Origin of the sequence: Shewanella sp. LC6 (assembly GCF_006385735.2) — a bacterium.
Classification (GTDB): Bacteria; Pseudomonadota; Gammaproteobacteria; order Enterobacterales; family Shewanellaceae; genus Shewanella; species Shewanella xiamenensis.
Genome location: NZ_CP043902.1, coordinates 4,244,539 through 4,261,681 on the forward strand (window position 1 = coordinate 4,244,539; position 17,143 = coordinate 4,261,681).

The following is a 17,143-nucleotide window of genomic DNA, read 5'->3' on the forward strand; positions in this document are numbered from 1 at the left end:
TTTACATTTTTTCGCGCCGAAAAGGCTTCTTTGCGCAAAGTTTCTACTGTTATACTCGCGTTAGCCGATAAAACAATAATAAAACAAACGAGTAAGGAAGCGCTCTATGTTGGCCCCTGAACTCCTCGAGTTAAGCAGTGACAAAAGCAAGGCGGAATTACGCCTGATCCCCAAAGAGCATGGCCCCATCACCCGTGATGATGTGATGCGCCTGTTATCGCTCCCAGAGTTTTGCTCACTGTATCCACTTGATCAGGCCATCGATAAAGTGGTGGCGCAAACTAACTCTCTGTACCATCAAGAAGATGGTAAATTTGAACTGTTTTCCGTACTGGCTGAACGCCGAGATGGTAGCGTTAAGATTGAAATCAGCCCAGATAAAATGCTCGCCACCATGACCCTAACCGCCCCTTGTGGAGGTAAAGCGGTCGACTTACCTGAAATTCTTACTGAACTTAAAAAAAATAATGTTTGCATGGGCTTAAGCAAACTTAAAATCCAAACCTTGCTGCAAAAAATCACCAAGCTCAAACCCGGCGATAGCTGTCAAAGTGAAATCGCCCAAGGCAAGCACCCAGTAAACGGCCAAAATGCCGTGCTAGAGCGTAAGGTTTCGCTGGCCCGTGAGCGCTTACTCCAGCCGCAGGAGCGCGAAGATGGTACTGTGGATATGCGTAATCTTGGCTCCATGATAATGGTCAAGCCTAACGATATTTTGATGATCAAACACCCAGGGACCGAAGGCTCTCCCGGTTATAACATTAAAGGAGAAGTCCTTAAGCAAAAGCCTGGCAAGGATCTGCCTTTACTCGCAGGAACAGGTACCAGCATCCATCCGAATGATCCCAACAAACTCATCGCCACTGTAGCAGGGCAACCCGTTGAAACCCGCACAGGCATGAATGTTGATGATGTTTTACAGCTAAAAGATGTCGATATCAGCACGGGCCATGTCACCTTTAAAGGCAGTATTTTAATCACAGGTGATGTACACGAAGGCATGATAGTGAAAAGCTCCGGTGATATTACTGTGATGGGCTTTGTCGATTCAGCGACCCTTGAGGCAGAAGGCGATATTACCGTTAGTAAAGGCGTCATTGGTCGGCAAATTCGCGTCAATGAGTTTTCGACTAACCTCACTGCTCAAGGGCAAATCAGCGCCCAGTTTGTGCAATATTCCCAATTAACTGCAAAGGGGAATATTCTGATCACTAAGCAATTACTTCATAGTCATACCAAAACAGCAGGAACCCTGACAATAAGTGACACTAGCGGTCGCCGCGGCGATTTAACTGGTGGCGTCGCCCATGCTGAAAAAGGACTCATTGCCGTTGCCATTGGTGCCACTGCGGGGACAAAAACAGAAGTCTTTTGTGCAATGGAGCAAGGCGAGCTCAAGCAAAACCTCAAACAGCTGGAGGAAAGTGTCCAATCAATGGTAATAGCCACCCTCGATATTGAAGCTCGCCTAAAAAGACTTCCCCCAAAATCCGAATGGCAAAATGATCCCGTGATGATTGAGCAGATTAAGATGATGCTCGATGAGAAGAACCGAATTTTAAACGAGCGCACCCGTGAAGAGCTCGAATTTGATAGCCTAAAACAGGAAGTGGAAAGTTATTTCGATAAGTATCACATCGATGTGATTAAGCATGTATTCCTCAATGTCGAATTTCATATTGGCCAAGCTAATCATAGAACGACCCGCGAACATGGCACTTGCTCCATCACCAATCTTAATCAAGAGATTAACTTTGATTACAATGCCAAACCTAAAGCACAAGCGGCAGCCAGTTAAATAACGTTCAAAGCGTTTTACTAAGGGCGCACATGTCATTCAACGTGGCGCGCCCCTTAGGGCTACTGCCTCAATCATAGCCCCCTCATTGTTATCCACGAGTGAATCCTCACCCAAGAACATTTCAATGGCTTTCTTCTTTGACCTAGTCGGTGGCATACTGCCTACGATTCCCCATGTAAACGCCAGCGTTGGGGGATAAGGATAAATGTGATAGGTTGAAGTAGAACATGGCCCCAGGAATACACATGACTCAAGTAAAAATGGCTGATATTCAATGGCCTGCAGTAGTTAAGCTGACTCAAAATGATGAACTCCTTTATCTTGGCCATCAACGTGATTGGTTAGAACTCGCCTGCCTTTACCAGCATCAATTTATCGATACGGACCTGTTACTCGACAGCTTAGGTAACCAATATTTGATCCGCGCCACCCCAACCACTATTCATGAAGATCCTATTGGTGAGCTACCTAACCTGCTAAAACAAGAGCACAAATTGCCCCTCACCGATTTTATTAAATGGGTACAAAAACATGCCAATGCCGTAGGCCAATGCTGTGTGGCCAAATTAGCGTTTACAACATTCGCCCAAGGGATGGAAATCGTCCATAGCTTAGATGACTAAGCAGAAGCAAAGTAAAATCTGATAGGATTCACAGTCTTCAACGAGATGATCCAAAAAGCTAATATCCTCAACCACATTTAGCAGGCATAATTTATCACGAACGGCCCAGCCCGTTATGTCCAAAGCGATTGGTCTGCATACTTTGCCTTAAAGTGCCAAATCAACGCTGGACATCATTCGGATACACCAACAAACGGAACCTAAATTGGAACTACTTAAGATTGACTGCTTAGGCAAATCACTGCGTTTGGAAGGCTCCCTCGCAGGTTGGCAACAACTCTTTTGGGACAATACCTTAGTCTCACAAAAAGCCGCTTCAGTGGATAATGGCGGCCTTAAAGTCCATGAATTTGAACTCACTCAACAGCATAGCCAATTGGCCAGCGAGCATGGCGAAGCGCAAGTTCTTGAGCATAAAATCCTTGTGCGACTTGAAACTGATGTGGTTTGGCAGCCCTTTAGATTCGACTATCGACTGCTTATTGATGAAGAAGTGATTGCCCAAGGCACTCGTACCGAAAAAGATATCGAACGCCAAACCCCTGAAATCCCAGTGACTACACCACAAAAATTTAGCTTTGTTGGTTTAGCGTCCCTTGGATTTAAGCTACTCAAAAGCGCTAAGGTCATCAAAGTGGTACTCGCGGGCGCGAGTGTGGCGGCCTACTCTTGGTTGTTTTCATTCCAATTTGCCTTGGCACTTATCGCCTGTTTGGTATTCCACGAGTACGGCCATATTCGCGCGATGAAGTATTTTGGGATGAAAACCAAAGGAATTTACCTCATCCCCTTTATGGGGGGACTCGCCCTCAGCGATGAAAAGATTAACACCCGCTGGCAGGATGTGGTCATCTCGATTATGGGGCCAACCTTCGGCCTATTGATGTCGGTAGGCTCACTTATCGCTTACCACATGACGGACAATGTCTTCTTTGCAGGGCTTGCGGCCTTTAACGCGCTACTTAACCTGTTTAATTTATTGCCAATTTTACCCCTCGATGGTGGCCATATTTTAAAAAGCATTAGCTTCTCGATGAACAGCATTATGGGGTTAATTGCCTGTGTGATTGGCGCCGCCTTTGGGGTGTATATCAGCTACACCTTGGGCCTTGCCCTGCTCGGTTTCCTATTGCTTATCGGTAGCTTAGAGATAGTGTTCGAGTGGCGTACTCGTCATCAAAGCCACCTGTTGCCGCTAGACAGATATGGGCAGATATTCTCAACCATTTGGTACTTAGTGACCGTTGCCGCCCTCGTTGGGATTATCTGGCACTTAGCAGGCACGGGCGATGATATGTTAAGCCTGCCACTCCAGATCCTGCGCAGCTAAACGCAATCGTCTGATCCACATAATAAAAAACCGCGATTGCTTAAGGCATCGCGGTTTTTTTATTTATGAATGATTCAATTAGTTATCCGCTAATGGCGGCGCGATATCGCTCCCACCTAAGGCTTGGTAGAGTGTCGCTTGGGCCGTTAATTGGTTATAGCGATTCTCCAGCAATGCGGCCTCGGCGCTGCGGCGATTCTCCTGCGCATCGATCCAATTTTGAATGCCGATAGCACCATGGCGATATTGGCTCTCATAAATGGCTTCGGCCTGGGCGGCGGCGCTAAATTGCAGCTCAAGCTTCTCACCTTGGTAAGCGTATTGCTGCTTGGCCGAGATGGCGTTATCCACATCCTCGAAGGCGCTGTAGAGGGTTTTACGATAGCTGACGATGGCAGATTGATAGTCGATATCGGCAATATCATTGTTGATTTGCATTTGATTCCATTGCAAAAAAGGCAGCACTAAGCCCGCACCTAAACTCCCCACGGGATTACGCAATAGCTCTTTTAGCTCTGAGGTCGACTCCCCTACGCTGCCAGTCAAACTCAAGCTTGGGAAGTAACTGGCGTAGGTCGCATCCTTACTGGCCAGCGCCGAGCGCAATTGATACAGGGCCGCCTTCACATCGGGACGACGGCCAACCAAGTCGGCGGGAATACCGACACCAACCTCAGGCACCGCATTGTCCGGCAATTGCTTGATCTCAACCGCCACTTGCCCCGGGGCGCGATTGAGTAAGATTGCCAGAGCATTTTCAGCTTCAACCAACTGTTGCAGCAGTTGACTGTGGGAGGCCTCTTGCCCCGCTAAACTGCGTTGGGATTCGAGCACATTCAGCTCTGTGACGGCACCCGAGGCATATTGGCGCTGGGTTAACGCCAACGTTTGCCGACTGTGTTCAATACTCTTATTGCTCAGTTCAATCCGTTGATGCAGATAACCAATCTGCCAATAGAGCGAAGCCGTCGTCGCGACGAGACTCTGCGCCGTGCTCTCCCTATCTTCGAGACTTGCCAGCGCCGTCCATTGGGCTTGGTCGATATTGGCCGACACTTTGCCCCAGAGATCCACCTCATAGCTTACCGACAGGTTCGCCTGAAATGCCTTGCTCGAACTACCGCCATCCAGTGGTTTATTCACAGACGCCGTATTATTGGAGCTGAGCTGTGGATACAAATCATCCCGCGCTAACCCCGCCTGTAAACGCGCCTTTTGCAAGGTCAAAGTCGCAAGAGTCAAATCATTATTGCTGCTAAGCACTTGGCTAATCAACTGATTTAATTCGGGTTGATTAAACTTATGCCACCAAGGGTCGAGACTCACTTGGCCATTCACAGGGTCATTCACTTGGGTATGCTGCCACTGCTCTGGCACCTGCAAAGCAGGCGGCTCAAAGTCGGAGCGCATCAGCGCGCCACAGCCTGACAGCAGTGCGATGCTGATGGCAATCACACTGACCTTGAGCGATAAACCGACACGGCAGTTTAATTTGTTTTGATGCGTTAAAACTTGATCATTCATTGCGTTACTCTCTTGCTAGTGCATCAACTGGGTCTAAACGCGCCGCATTGCGAGCGGGGAGGAAGCCAAACAACACCCCGATTAAGGTGGAGCAGGCGAAGGCGGCAACAATAGAAGTCGTCGAATAAATCATCTGGAAACTGCCTCCCGCTTGGGCAAACACCACGCCAATCAAATAGGCCAAGGCCACCCCAAGCGCGCCGCCGCACAGACAAACCAACACGGCCTCAATTAAAAACTGCCGCAGAATATCGCTCTGGCGCGCCCCAACCGCCATGCGCACGCCAATCTCGCGGGTACGTTCGGTCACCGACACCAACATGATATTCATCACCCCAATACCACCCACCACGAGGGAAATCACCGCAATGGCCGAGATTAATAGCGTCATGGTCGCGGTGGTTTTCTCGATATTCTGGCGAATGGTATCCGTGTTAATGGTAAAGAAATCTTGGGTGCCGTGGCGCATCTTCAGCAGGCTAATAATGCCCTGCTCCGCCGCATTGCTCGGTACGGATTCATCGAGCCTAACAGTAATGCCATCAAGGTATTTCTTGCCCACCATCCGGCCTGATACCGTGGTATAAGGCACCCACACATTGAGGGCATCACTGTTACCAAAGGCGCTTTCCTTAGGCTGAGTGACACCAATAATCCGCACCGGCAAATCCCCGAGGAAGATGACTTCCCCGATGGCAGAGCCCATGACGCCGCTACTGTTAGGGAACAGCTGTTTACGGGTGTTCTCGTCGATCACCGCATCCTGCGCTAACGCATTAACACTGTCATCATCCCAAAACTGCCCTTGGGCGAGCTCATAGCCTCTAACCCGGAAGAACTCTGGACCCACACCATTCACAGTCGCCGTCACCGCCTTATTGCCATAACGCACCGTCGCACTCGAACCAATGCTCGGGGTGACGCTATCGACATAGGGTAAGTTTTTCAGTGCATTAGCATCGCTTGCAGTCAAAGTTCGTACCTTTGCCGAGCGCCTATCACCAAAGCCTGAGCCGGGGCGAATGTCTATGGTATTGGTGCCCATCGAACTAATGCTCTTTAAGATTTCCCGCTGCGAGCCTTCACCCAGCGCCACCACAGACACGACTGAAGCGATACCGATAATAATGCCGAGCATAGTTAAAAAGGTGCGCAATCTATGGGTCGACATCGCCAGCAGCGCCATTTTCAGGGCTTCGGCATATCTGTCCCATGCCGCCACGCGGGCGCGCACCTTCGTCTTGGCGGGGATCACTTCAGTCTTAGGCGCAGCAGCAACGTTTGAGGCGGGATTAGGCTCATCGCTGATAATCACCCCGTCCTTAATCTCAATAATACGGTCGGCATGCTGCGCCACATGCATATCGTGGGTGACGATGATAATAGTGTGTCCTTCGCGGTGCAGTTCCTGTAATAACCGCATCATTTCTTCGCCGCTGTGACTATCTAAAGCGCCCGTCGGTTCGTCGGCAAGGATCACATCACCGCCATTCATCAGCGCCCGCGCAACACTCACCCTCTGCTGTTGGCCACCACTGAGCTGATTCGGCTTATGATCGAGACGCTCACCTAAACCCAAGCGCGACAATAAGTGCTCAGCGCGCTGTCTACGTTCAAGGCGATCTTTACCCGCATACACGGCGGGCACTTCGACGTTACCGACGGCATTAAGATCGCCAAGCAAATGATATCGCTGAAAAATAAAGCCAAAATGCTCACGTCTCAGCTTTGCGAGTTCATCCACATCCATCTGCGAGGTATCTTGGCCATCGATAAAGTACGCGCCCTTTGAGGGTTTATCTAAACAGCCCAAGATATTCATCAAGGTCGACTTACCCGAACCCGAGGCGCCGACAATCGCCACCATCTCACCCCGGGCGATGGAAAGATTAACATCTTTGAGTACAGTCAGTTGTTGCTCACCCGCCTGAAAACTGCGGTAGCAAGCTGACACTTCCAGTAATGGCTTAGTCACGCTTAAAACCTCATTGGTGGGCCACGGAACTTCATGGTCGAACCATCGGCGGGCATTCCGAGCACCACTTGGTCGCCTTCGTTCAGGCCAGACAGGATTTCGGCATTGATTTTGTTATTAATACCAACAGTTACATCCACATATTGCACTTGGTTATTCACCAATACAGGCACTTGATATTGCGGCCCACGGGACTTGCCTTCCGCTGGCGGAGCCGCTTTATCCCTTGGTTTTACCCTCAGCACTTGCGATGGTACTAACAGCGCATCATCAGACTTGGCAAGCACAATCGAAATCTGCGCCGTCATGCCAATGCGTAGGGTACGGTCGGGGTTTTCGACATCGAACAGGCCATGGTAATAAATGGCGTCTGAATCGCTCGAGCTCATATTGCTATCGTCACCATCCATTGAGGTCGGGCCAGGCTCAATCGCCCTTAAGGTGCCGCGATAGGGATGGTTAGGTCTGCCAAGAATAGTGAAATACACTGGCTGTCCGGGGCGCACATTGACGATATCGGCTTCGGAGATCTGCGCCTTGACCGTCATGGTATCGAGCTGCGCCATCTCGACTATGGTTGGTGTGGTTTGATTGGCGTTAACGGTTTGACCCACTTCGACCGCAGAGTAAACGACGGTGCCATCCATAGGCGCAGTGATCTTGGTATAACCTAAATCGATTCTGGCACTGTCGACATTAATCTCAGCCTGTTGTTTTTGCGCTTCTAACTGCTCAAGCTCGGCTTGATACACCGTGAGCGTGGCTTCGGCGGCTTCAAAGTCTGCGCGGGAGCTGGCCTTATCGGCGAGCATTTGCTGCTGACGGGTATATTCGAGTTTTGCCTGACGAATTTGCGCCTGCTTAGCACGATACTGGGCATTGATGTTTTTAAGGGATGCCAGCGCATTTTGCAGGTTGTTTTGCTGGGCAAGACTGTCGATTTGCGCGATAAGATCGCCCTTTTTCACCTCTTGGCCTAGCTCCACAGGCAAACTCAGAATTTGCCCTGAGACCTGCGCGCCCACACTCACCAGCTTGGAGGCCTGCAACATGCCGTTGGCGAGCACCGAGTTTTCAATATCGCCGCGTCTAACGGGTTCAGTCACATAGCTTGGAGCCGCCTCGGGTTTATGTAGCAGAAAATAAGCGCCGCCCCCAAGGAGGATGAGGCCGCTTAGGATCAATATCAATTTACGCTTTGAGGATTTTTTCATCTGAATCTAGGTGTCCATCAATGCCAATGGGCGCAAGCGTGTATCTTGCGGGAAGAAAAATAGTGCTGTCAGTATATAGAGTTAGCTAAGCACAGTAGACGAAGGAAGTGTCGATATCAGGTAAAGATTTGCAAATATCTGTGTAGAAGTTTGCGCCCTAGACCTTTAAATATACGGATAAAACGTTGAACCATATAAATCCATGTTACTTGAGATTATCTGCATACCTCAAACTAAAGGGTCATGGCGTGAAACGCTGATTTTTATAAGCGAAGGTCTGTTCAAACAACCAATAGCAAAACAGGGATACCTTAGGTATCCCTGTTGTTTACGCTATGCCAAAGAGGCATTCATTGCAGATTTTACAGTGCTTAGCCAAGGCGGCGACGTAGTTCACGGGTCGCATCGACCATGTTTTTCAGCGCGGGTTCTACTTCAGCCCAAGTGCGTGTCTTAAGGCCGCAGTCGGGGTTAACCCAGAGTTGGCGCACTGGCACTTTTTGCGCCGCTTTTTCGATAAGGTGCACCATGGCCTCAACACTTGGCGTATTTGGCGAGTGGATATCGTAAACGCCTGGGCCAATTTCATTTGGATATTCAAAATCTTCAAAGGCGTTGAGCAGCTCCATGCGTGAACGCGAGGTCTCGATGGTGATGACGTCCGCATCCATGGCGGCAATGGCCGCAATCGTGTCATTAAACTCGCTGTAGCACATATGGGTGTGGATTTGGGTTTCATCCACCACACCCGCCGCACTTAGTTTAAAGGCATTCACCGCCCAATCTAAGTAAGCCTGCCACTCGCTTTGCTTTAATGGCAGACCTTCGCGGAAGGCTGGCTCATCAATTTGAATAATGCCAATACCTGCATTTTGTAAATCCACCACTTCATCACGAATTGCCAGCGCCAATTGGGTGGCAATGGTATCGCGGCTGATATCTTCACGGGCAAACGACCAATGTAGAATCGTCACCGGGCCCGTTAGCATGCCTTTGACGGGTTTGTCCGTCAGGCTTTGGGCAAATACAGCCCAATCAACCGTCATGGCTTTCGGGCGACTCACATCACCATAAATCAATGGCGGCTTAACGCAGCGAGAACCATAACTCTGTACCCAACCATTTTTGGTAAAGCCCACACCTTCGAGCTGCTCACCGAAGTATTCGACCATGTCGTTACGCTCGGCCTCACCGTGTACCAGCACATCGATACCGAGTTTAAGCTGGCGGTCGATGGTATCGCGGGTTACTTGCTGCAACTGCTCAGTATATTGGGCATCGCTTAGCTCACCCTTGCGCCAGCGACTACGTAGTCCGCGGATTGCTGGTGTTTGTGGGAACGAGCCAATCGTGGTCGTTGGCAACAATGGCAAACGGTACTTACGCTGCTGCACCGCTTGGCGCTCAGTAAATTCGCTCACACGTTCATAGTCGGCTGGGGTCAGCGCAGCAACACGGGCGATCACTTTAGCATCCGCCGCCTGTGCTTTAGCCTCACGGCGTGCCAAACAGGTGTTAACTATCTCTTTGGCCGCGACAGACTCAGGGGCCTGCAACAATTGGCGCACATTAGCCAGTTCCAACAGCTTTTGCTTAGCAAATGCGAGCTGCTGACGTAGCGCCGGCGTGAGCGTTGTCTCTACCTCTAAATCCACAGGGCTGTGCAGCAGTGAACAGGAGGTGCCAATCCATAAACGCTGGCCTAAGTCTCGGGCAACACCGCCGATACGCTCAACAATCAGGTCAACCTCTGCCGCCCACACGTTACGGCCATTAACTACGCCAGCTGACAGAATTTGATCTGGTCTTAAGGCATTGGCAAACAAGGCCAATTGTTCAGGGGCAGTCACTAAATCGAAGTGCAAACCCGCCACTGGCAGCGCGGAAACCAGCGTCTGATGATGACTGATACTGCCATAGTAGCTGGTGAGTAAAATCTTCACTTGAGCCGTTTTAAGCGCTTGATAAGCTTGGCTAATCGCTGCTTGCCAATCATGAGTTAATTCGAGTGCTAGAATCGGCTCTTCAAGTTGCACCCAAGTCACGCCCTGCGCAGCAAAACGCGCAAGAATGTCGGCATAGGCCTTTAACAGATTTGGCAATAGGCTGAGTTTATCGAAATCCTGACCCACAGTTTTTGCCAGATACAAGTAACTCACGGGGCCTAACAGCACCGGCTTGGCTTGATAACCTAAGGACTGCGCCTCGGCCACTTCATCAAAAAACTGCTCATAGGCGATAGAGAACTCTTGGTCTTGCTTAAGCTCTGGCACTAAGTAGTGATAGTTAGTGTTGAAATACTTAGTCATTTCCGAGGCTGGCGCATCGGTGCCAGTTGGCGCACGGCCACGGGCAACGCGGAATAAGGTATCAAGATCGATAGCACCCTCACCACGGTGGCGATCGGGGATAGCGTTTAAGGTCGCACTCAGGGTTAACACTTGATCGTAAAAGGCAAAATCCCCTACAGGTACTTGCTCTATCCCTGCGGCCACTTGCCATTGCCAATGGGTGCGGCGTAACTCCCTAGCCACCTCATGCAGCTCGGCTTGAGTGCTCTCACCACGCCAGTATTTTTCAAGGGCAAACTTTAATTCACGACGACGCCCGATACGGGGAAAACCTAGACTGTTTAATTGCATACCATATCTTCCTTTATTTGAGATAAGCCATATTCGGCACTTGCACCCAGCTGATGGTGTTTTCTTGGCAACTTTTCGCACTTAAGCCAAGATAAATCACAATGGGCGTCTGGACGTCTAGAAGTTTATTGTGATAGTCTCTATGCCAGCAACCGAATTGATTTCAAGCACAACATGAGCGAAATTCACTTGGAGTGATCATGATCGAACTAAGACATCTGCGAACCTTAATGGCCCTGAAGGAAAGTGGCAGCTTGGCGGGCGCAGCCAAAAAACGTTTTGTCACTCAATCGGCTCTCTCCCATCAAATTAAGGAGTTAGAGCAACGAATTAACTCGCCCATTTTTGTGCGTAAGAGCAAACCGCTCTCCTTTACTCAGGAAGGTGCACGCCTGTTGCACCTCGCCGAAGAGATCCTGCCTAAGGTATTGGAGACGGAAACCGATCTCAAAAATGGGCTGGAAACTGAAACCAATCAGCTCAGAGTCGGCATTGAATGCCACAGCTGTTTTCGCTGGCTAATGCCGGTGATGGAGCAGTTTAGGCAAGATCATCCCCAAGCCGAGTTAGATCTTTCCAGCCGTCATCTATTCGACTCGCTCAATGCCCTAGAAATGGGCGAACTGGATATAGTGCTGACCTCAGATCCCGTGCCAGGTCACTCGCTCGCCTATCAGCATTTGTTTGATTTTGAAGTGAAGTTAGTGGTTTCTAAGGATCATCCCTTAGCGAAAGAAGCCTATGTTACGCCCAAGCAATTGGCGCGCTTGCCGATAATCAGTTATCCGGTGCCACTGGCGCGTTTAGATATTTACCGTCACTTTTTAGAACCCGCGGGTATAGAAGCCGGCGAGCAAAAGACCTGCGATTTGACCATGATGTTATTGCAGCGCATCGCCTGTAAGGACGGTATCGCCGCCTTACCAAATTGGTCTATCAATGAGGGACATGGTTTGAGTTTAGCTTCAGTCAAACTGGGTCAAGAAGGCTTAAAACGCCCGCTATTTGGGGCTTATCGCCGCCACAGCGCGAACTCGGCCTTAGTGCAAAACTGGCTGCAACTAGTAGCAAGCGAAGGCTTAGCCCGCCAGCAAAAAACCAATTAAGCGTTGAAATGTTTAACAAAAAAGCCTGCTATTGCAGGCTTTGTTTTTATGAGCGGTGCTTAGAGCGGATTAAGCAATAAACCACGCATTGACAATACTCGGCGCAGAATTAACCCGGGGGAATTTTGATTACGGGTCTGGCGCAGATTGTGGGCGATCATAAACTCTTGGCGCAGATCTTGGTCAAGATCTAAGGCTTCAAAGGCTTCGATGGTTAAAGTTTGTTGCTGATTATCGATCAAAGACTTAATCACACTTAGCGGGAAAGATTGCTCAGAGCTGGCATTCAAATAAGCAAATGCGGTTAAAGCAATAATCTGGCCGAACACACTAAACAGCGCCAAAGTTTGCACCTCATCGGGGTCGATATCGACATCCGGCATATCAACTAAGCTGTCAACCGCATCAGTTGCTATATTTTCCGTGAGTTTCCAATAACCTTGAACCAACTTCTTATAGGGTTGAGGCAATTCATCGAGGCGTTCTTTCAAATAAAATGTAAAGGCATAACGGTAAATATTAACTTGGCCCAAACGAATTAAGGCATCTTTTAAAGAGCGAGACTTAGGGCTAACCACACCAGAAGCTTGCGCCGAATTACTGCGCATCAACATATGGGCCGCTAACGCGGGATCACTCGAAATAATATCGATCACATTACGAATATCGCCTTCGGCAAGAATGGCCTTTTTCAGTGGAATTAAGATCCCACGGCGGCCAATGACTTGCTCTTCATTCGCTATGATGGCTCTCACTTGAGTAAAAACCTGTTGCTCAAGATCTGTCATAGGACACTTTACACCTGTTAATTAGCTATAAGATGATTCGAATACCGCTCACATCATACCCAAACTACAAAGAATTTCAGCACTAAGTCGTAGAATAATTGCGTTAACCGTAAAGATGATGTGCTTTATAGTATAAGCAACGACTTAGCCTATATTACACCCGTAGAGATTATTTTTCTCTGCACCCAACAGCAGAAATAACAAAGCCAGACAGAGTCTGGCTTAAAAAGGTACTAAATCACTTAATTATCAGGGTTCAGCTTAGAAACGGTAGCCGACAGTAAAGCGAATATCACGGCCTCGGCCTGAGTAATAGCCGTCATAGGTTCCACCAGCATAATAACCAGCACTGACATAGTCTTTATCGAACAGGTTATCGATACGCAGGCTCGCTAACCAGGCGTCACGGGTATAGTTAAGTGCCAAGTTACCTAAGACATAACTAGCCAATTTATCGCCTTGGTTAGCATTATCGCCTTCGATAAAGCGATCGCCCGTATAAATGGCCTCGGCAAAGACTTGAAAATGTTCGGCAAAATCCATACTGACATAACCGCGTCCCGAATGCTCGGCCACCCAAGACAATTGCTTGCCATCATTCACCCCGTCGGTAAATTCGGCATCGATATAGTTGTACTCAAGACCTAGTTGCAACGCTTTAGTCACCTGCCAATCCCAATCGGCACTCGCGCCATAACGGCGTGAAGCATCGGCATTAACGTTAGCGCCTTGGAAGCTGCCACCAACAGGTTTTTCCGCACTCGGGTCGAAGACAATTTCATCTTCTAAATCGAGGCGGTATAAGCTCACTCGCAAAGTTTGGCTGGCAACAGCCCAATCCCAACCCGCTTCATAGGAGCGGCCGGTCTGCGGCTTTAAGCCATACACATCTTTCGGGGTGTAGGCTTGCTCATCCACCTTAGCGAAACGGAAGTTTTCATCGCCACGTAGATAGAATCTGTGCTCGGCGCTCGGGCGGTAATTTAAACCGAACTCGAATGCAGTGGCATCTTCATCTAAATCAATACCGTTTGGATAGACATTGCCATCGACCAGATCGTCAGTCACCCGCGCGTAACGTCCGCCCACCACATAGCTTAAGGTGTGACTTAACGGCACAGTGGCTTGCAGGTAAGCACTTTGCATTTCCTGCACGTTACTGCGCGCCATAGAGTCAAACTCGGCTTTACCGCGGCTGATATCCAAACCTGTGACTAGGTTGAGCTCACCTTGACGGGTGCTGTAGTTGGCGAGCGCTTTAGGGCTAAACATCAGCAACGAGCGAGTATTTTGGCTACCCGCCCCCCAGTTTAATGAGCTCACTAAGGTATCGCTGTAATCCAGATCCGCCACCAAGGCCCAGTTTTGGTTAAGCTGATGCTGATAACCGCTGCGCGCCGCCGTGGTCATCTCATGAACATATTCGCTGCTATTAGAAGACTGACGTGGGTTTTCTTTGAACTGCTTAGGGGTCAACGCCCCAGGATTCTCGCGGTCATCATCGTAATAGCTGGTTTCAACGAAGAAAGAATCTGTGGCGGTTTTATATTGAATACGGCCAAGGATAGAACCCGTTTCATTGGCATTATGCTTACGATAGTTATCGCCTTGGTTGTAGCTACCAGTCAGGAAATAGTGCCAATCTTTATTGATGGCGCCCGACACATCGCCGCGACCTTCGTAGGTATTAAAGCTGCCGCCGGATAATTGCACGCTGCCGCCCGAATTCTCAGGCGACTTAGTCACAATATTGATCACCCCGCCTACCGCTTGGTCGCCATAGAGCACGCCCGCACTGCCCGATAAAATCTCGACCCGCTCAATTAAATTGAGTGGAATCGCATTCAGGCTAGGCGCGGCGATATCAATATTATTTAAGCGGCGACCATCGAGCAAAATCAGCGTGTTGTTAACCGCAGAGCTGGCGCTAAAGCCACGCATCGCAAAGCTAGTGCCAATGTTATTGTCGGACAGTTGAATACCACTTTGACCACGTAACACTTCGGTCAAGCTGGTTGCGCCACTCATTTCAATCGCCGCAGCATCAATCACATTCACATTAGCGGCAATATTTAACGGGGTCTTATCAGCACGGCCAATCACCACGATATGCTCATCGACGTTGGCGGCATGAGTTTCATCGGCAGCCACAGCGGGCGCGATAATTGATACACTGCAAAGGCTGCCAATCAGCAGCGCAATTTTGGTTGGATGTGTTCCCATTTTACCTTTAACTCCTACAAGGAAAACGGGGCATTAGCGCCACGATACCGTTGATTCAGTAGAAAACACTGATAGTCACTATCGCATTTTGAGATCTGCCCACCGAAATCTCAAAAACACCTTTAGGGCCGGTCTCCGGACTTAGGCTATATCCATCTCAACTTGAGATGAACGCGAAACTGACCTTTACACACTCGATTACAGGGCTCATCGTGAACGCCTATCAAATGCGGTCGTCTCTCACCTTTTACCGTTGCGGGGGCAGTGCCAGAATTTCACTGGCTTCCCGATTATCTCGCGACTTCATCATCGCAAGCACCACAGAAGGTTGACTCAAAATTAGGTTCAAAGGGCGTCAAACCTGTTAACGCCCAACAAGGCTCAGAATATTAAAGACCTAAGCGCGCGCATTATAGACGTCTATACGGATGAAAGTCCATTAATCTCAGATTGGCGAGAAAGCTCAGATGAGTTAGAAAACGCCATCCCAGTTTTTTGCCGCAGGTTGGGGTCTGTCTTTGCTCAAAATCGCCTGACGTTGCTCAGGGGTTTCGCATTGGGCAACCGGGCTTAAATCCAGCGGCTTAATCACTAACGAGTCAGCAGGTTGCACAGGCGACTTGTCGAACATGGGCAAATTCATCGACCAAGAGACCAGCTCCCCCTTGTCGCTAATGCCAACATAACCGTCATTTGCGCCATCTAACCACGTGAGGCGCGGAATACGTGCCATTAACTTTTCCACATTATCACGGTTAGCGCGATATCCAACGGGCACCACTTTGCCATCGGGACGAGTAAACACAAAGGAAGATGGTCCTTGCGTAATAACACTGCCTTCCTGCCAATATTTATCAAGAATCTCTTGGGCATAGTGAAACCCAAACATATACGCGTAGTCAGTGTCGTCGGCCACAATTTGCGGCACCGCCTTATCCCGCAGTAATAAAAAACCTGAGCCGACGCTGATAATCTCCTTCACGCCTGTAATGTCGGTTTTTTTAATCCAATCGACGCCACAGTTAATGCCATCGCCCCAAAAATGCGCATCCCCCGTAGGACTTAACACCGCAAATGCGCAATTGTTTGCCGTCATACTCGCCACGTCTTTTAAGGCACTGCGGATAGGATAAGTATCACTGCGCCAGCCCCAACTCACTACTGAGCCGTCCTTTTTCAAGGCGGCATAGGTGTGTTGAAAATATTCGATCTTCGCCACATCCGTAAGCTGAGGGAGCAACTTTTTCATATTGGTCGACTCTTCAACCTGGCCCCAAATCACTGCACTACCCTGTTTTTTGAGGGCGACAAAACTGCGTCCCTTAGCAAAGATATCAATGACATCAACTAATTGATCCTGCACATGCAAGCTATTGCCACCGTAAGGGCCATAACCCCAAGTGTGTACCTTGCCTGTGGCATCTAGCGCGGCAATGGCCTCTTGGTTGGCGAATAATTTAGTAATATTAGTCATGCGGTTTTGTAGGGCTTTGTCGAGGCGATATTTACCCACATTGCCCCAGAACACCACAGTGCCATCTTGACGTAACGCGGCAAACCCATCTTTAATCGAGACGATTTGCTTAACTTGCTTAAGCTGCTCAGTCACCTCGCGGCTATCGCCACCAGCATAGCTATCACCCCAAGTGATCACCTCACCGGATTGTGTTAACGCCGCAAAGGCCGAACTATTGGTGACCACAGTCTCGACAGCGGGTAAATCACAGGGAATATGGCGGTACTGTGGACTCGGATTTTCCTTAAATTGGAGCAGTTTGCCGTTATCAAACTGCAATAAGGCTTCCTTATCATTTTCGAATACGGTTACGGGTTTCGGCTGACTACAAGCCGTTAATTGTAGGGCGATTAAGGCTGCTACCAATGCCAAAGGGCGAGGAATTGAATAAGACTGCATAA

General features: G+C 49.2%; 11 protein-coding genes and 1 riboswitch. Of the genes, 4 read left to right on the forward strand and 7 right to left on the reverse strand.

Annotation, left to right across the window (positions count from 1 at the left end):
* Window positions 1–106: 106 nt before the first annotated feature.
* The 3 genes from FJD32_RS19015 to FJD32_RS19025 all read left to right on the forward strand — a co-directional run bounded on the left by FJD32_RS19015 (window position 107) and on the right by FJD32_RS19025 (window position 3,754).
* On the forward strand, window positions 107–1,798 hold the full coding sequence (locus FJD32_RS19015) for a FapA family protein (RefSeq protein ID WP_088586114.1): 1,692 nt from the start codon (window positions 107–109) through the stop codon (window positions 1,796–1,798).
* A gap of 248 nt (window positions 1,799–2,046) precedes the next feature.
* The gene (locus FJD32_RS19020; protein ID WP_037414404.1) at window positions 2,047–2,424 is read left to right on the forward strand and encodes a DUF4144 domain-containing protein; all 378 of its coding nucleotides are present in this window, start codon (window positions 2,047–2,049) and stop codon (window positions 2,422–2,424) included.
* Between the two features lie 205 nt (window positions 2,425–2,629).
* On the forward strand, window positions 2,630–3,754 hold the full coding sequence (locus FJD32_RS19025; RefSeq protein WP_047534546.1) for a site-2 protease family protein: 1,125 nt from the start codon (window positions 2,630–2,632) through the stop codon (window positions 3,752–3,754).
* Between the two features lie 78 nt (window positions 3,755–3,832).
* Here the strand turns inward: FJD32_RS19025 and FJD32_RS19030 are convergent, their stop codons facing one another.
* The 4 genes from FJD32_RS19030 to metE form a co-directional block, all read right to left on the reverse strand.
* Window positions 3,833–5,278 (reverse strand): efflux transporter outer membrane subunit, encoded by a 1,446-nt coding sequence (locus tag FJD32_RS19030; protein ID WP_088586115.1) that lies wholly within the window; start codon window positions 5,276–5,278, stop codon window positions 3,833–3,835.
* A 4-nt stretch (window positions 5,279–5,282) separates the two neighbouring features.
* Window positions 5,283–7,253, reverse strand: a complete 1,971-nt coding sequence (locus tag FJD32_RS19035; RefSeq protein WP_088586116.1) for a MacB family efflux pump subunit — start codon at window positions 7,251–7,253, stop codon at window positions 5,283–5,285.
* Window positions 7,254–7,255: 2 nt separating this feature from the next.
* On the reverse strand, window positions 7,256–8,467 hold the full coding sequence (locus FJD32_RS19040; RefSeq protein ID WP_088586117.1) for an efflux RND transporter periplasmic adaptor subunit: 1,212 nt from the start codon (window positions 8,465–8,467) through the stop codon (window positions 7,256–7,258).
* 371 nt (window positions 8,468–8,838) lie between these two features.
* Window positions 8,839–11,109, reverse strand: a complete 2,271-nt coding sequence (metE, locus tag FJD32_RS19045; protein WP_088586118.1) for a 5-methyltetrahydropteroyltriglutamate--homocysteine S-methyltransferase — start codon at window positions 11,107–11,109, stop codon at window positions 8,839–8,841.
* Between the two features lie 200 nt (window positions 11,110–11,309).
* Between metE and FJD32_RS19050 the strand changes: the two genes are divergently transcribed.
* Window positions 11,310–12,215, forward strand: coding sequence for a LysR family transcriptional regulator (locus tag FJD32_RS19050; protein WP_088586119.1), 906 nt, complete (start codon window positions 11,310–11,312; stop codon window positions 12,213–12,215).
* Window positions 12,216–12,274: 59 nt separating this feature from the next.
* On the opposite strand, the gene FJD32_RS19055 is transcribed toward FJD32_RS19050, so the two are convergent.
* The 3 genes from FJD32_RS19055 to FJD32_RS19065 form a co-directional block, all read right to left on the reverse strand.
* The gene (locus tag FJD32_RS19055) at window positions 12,275–13,003 is read right to left on the reverse strand and encodes an HDOD domain-containing protein (protein ID WP_037414412.1); all 729 of its coding nucleotides are present in this window, start codon (window positions 13,001–13,003) and stop codon (window positions 12,275–12,277) included.
* A gap of 261 nt (window positions 13,004–13,264) precedes the next feature.
* The gene (locus tag FJD32_RS19060) at window positions 13,265–15,226 is read right to left on the reverse strand and encodes a TonB-dependent receptor (RefSeq protein WP_088586120.1); all 1,962 of its coding nucleotides are present in this window, start codon (window positions 15,224–15,226) and stop codon (window positions 13,265–13,267) included.
* Window positions 15,227–15,334: 108 nt separating this feature from the next.
* Window positions 15,335–15,564: riboswitch (cobalamin riboswitch) on the reverse strand.
* A 134-nt stretch (window positions 15,565–15,698) separates the two neighbouring features.
* Window positions 15,699–17,141, reverse strand: coding sequence for a hypothetical protein (locus tag FJD32_RS19065; RefSeq protein WP_088586121.1), 1,443 nt, complete (start codon window positions 17,139–17,141; stop codon window positions 15,699–15,701).
* Window positions 17,142–17,143: the final 2 nt, after the last annotated feature.

Bases quoted from the DNA above. Each gene is read 5' to 3' on its own strand.
- FJD32_RS19015 (WP_088586114.1), top strand. From the start codon at position 107: ATGTTGGCCCCTGAACTCCTCGAGTTAAGCAGTGACAAAAGCAAGGCG.
- FJD32_RS19020 (WP_037414404.1), top strand. From the start codon at position 2,047: ATGACTCAAGTAAAAATGGCTGATATTCAATGGCCTGCAGTAGTTAAG.
- FJD32_RS19030 (WP_088586115.1), bottom strand. From the start codon at position 5,278: ATGAATGATCAAGTTTTAACGCATCAAAACAAATTAAACTGCCGTGTC.
- FJD32_RS19040 (WP_088586117.1), bottom strand. From the start codon at position 8,467: ATGAAAAAATCCTCAAAGCGTAAATTGATATTGATCCTAAGCGGCCTC.
- metE (WP_088586118.1), bottom strand. From the start codon at position 11,109: ATGCAATTAAACAGTCTAGGTTTTCCCCGTATCGGGCGTCGTCGTGAA.
- FJD32_RS19050 (WP_088586119.1), top strand. From the start codon at position 11,310: ATGATCGAACTAAGACATCTGCGAACCTTAATGGCCCTGAAGGAAAGT.
- FJD32_RS19055 (WP_037414412.1), bottom strand. From the start codon at position 13,003: ATGACAGATCTTGAGCAACAGGTTTTTACTCAAGTGAGAGCCATCATA.
- FJD32_RS19060 (WP_088586120.1), bottom strand. From the start codon at position 15,226: ATGGGAACACATCCAACCAAAATTGCGCTGCTGATTGGCAGCCTTTGC.
- FJD32_RS19065 (WP_088586121.1), bottom strand. From the start codon at position 17,141: ATGCAGTCTTATTCAATTCCTCGCCCTTTGGCATTGGTAGCAGCCTTA.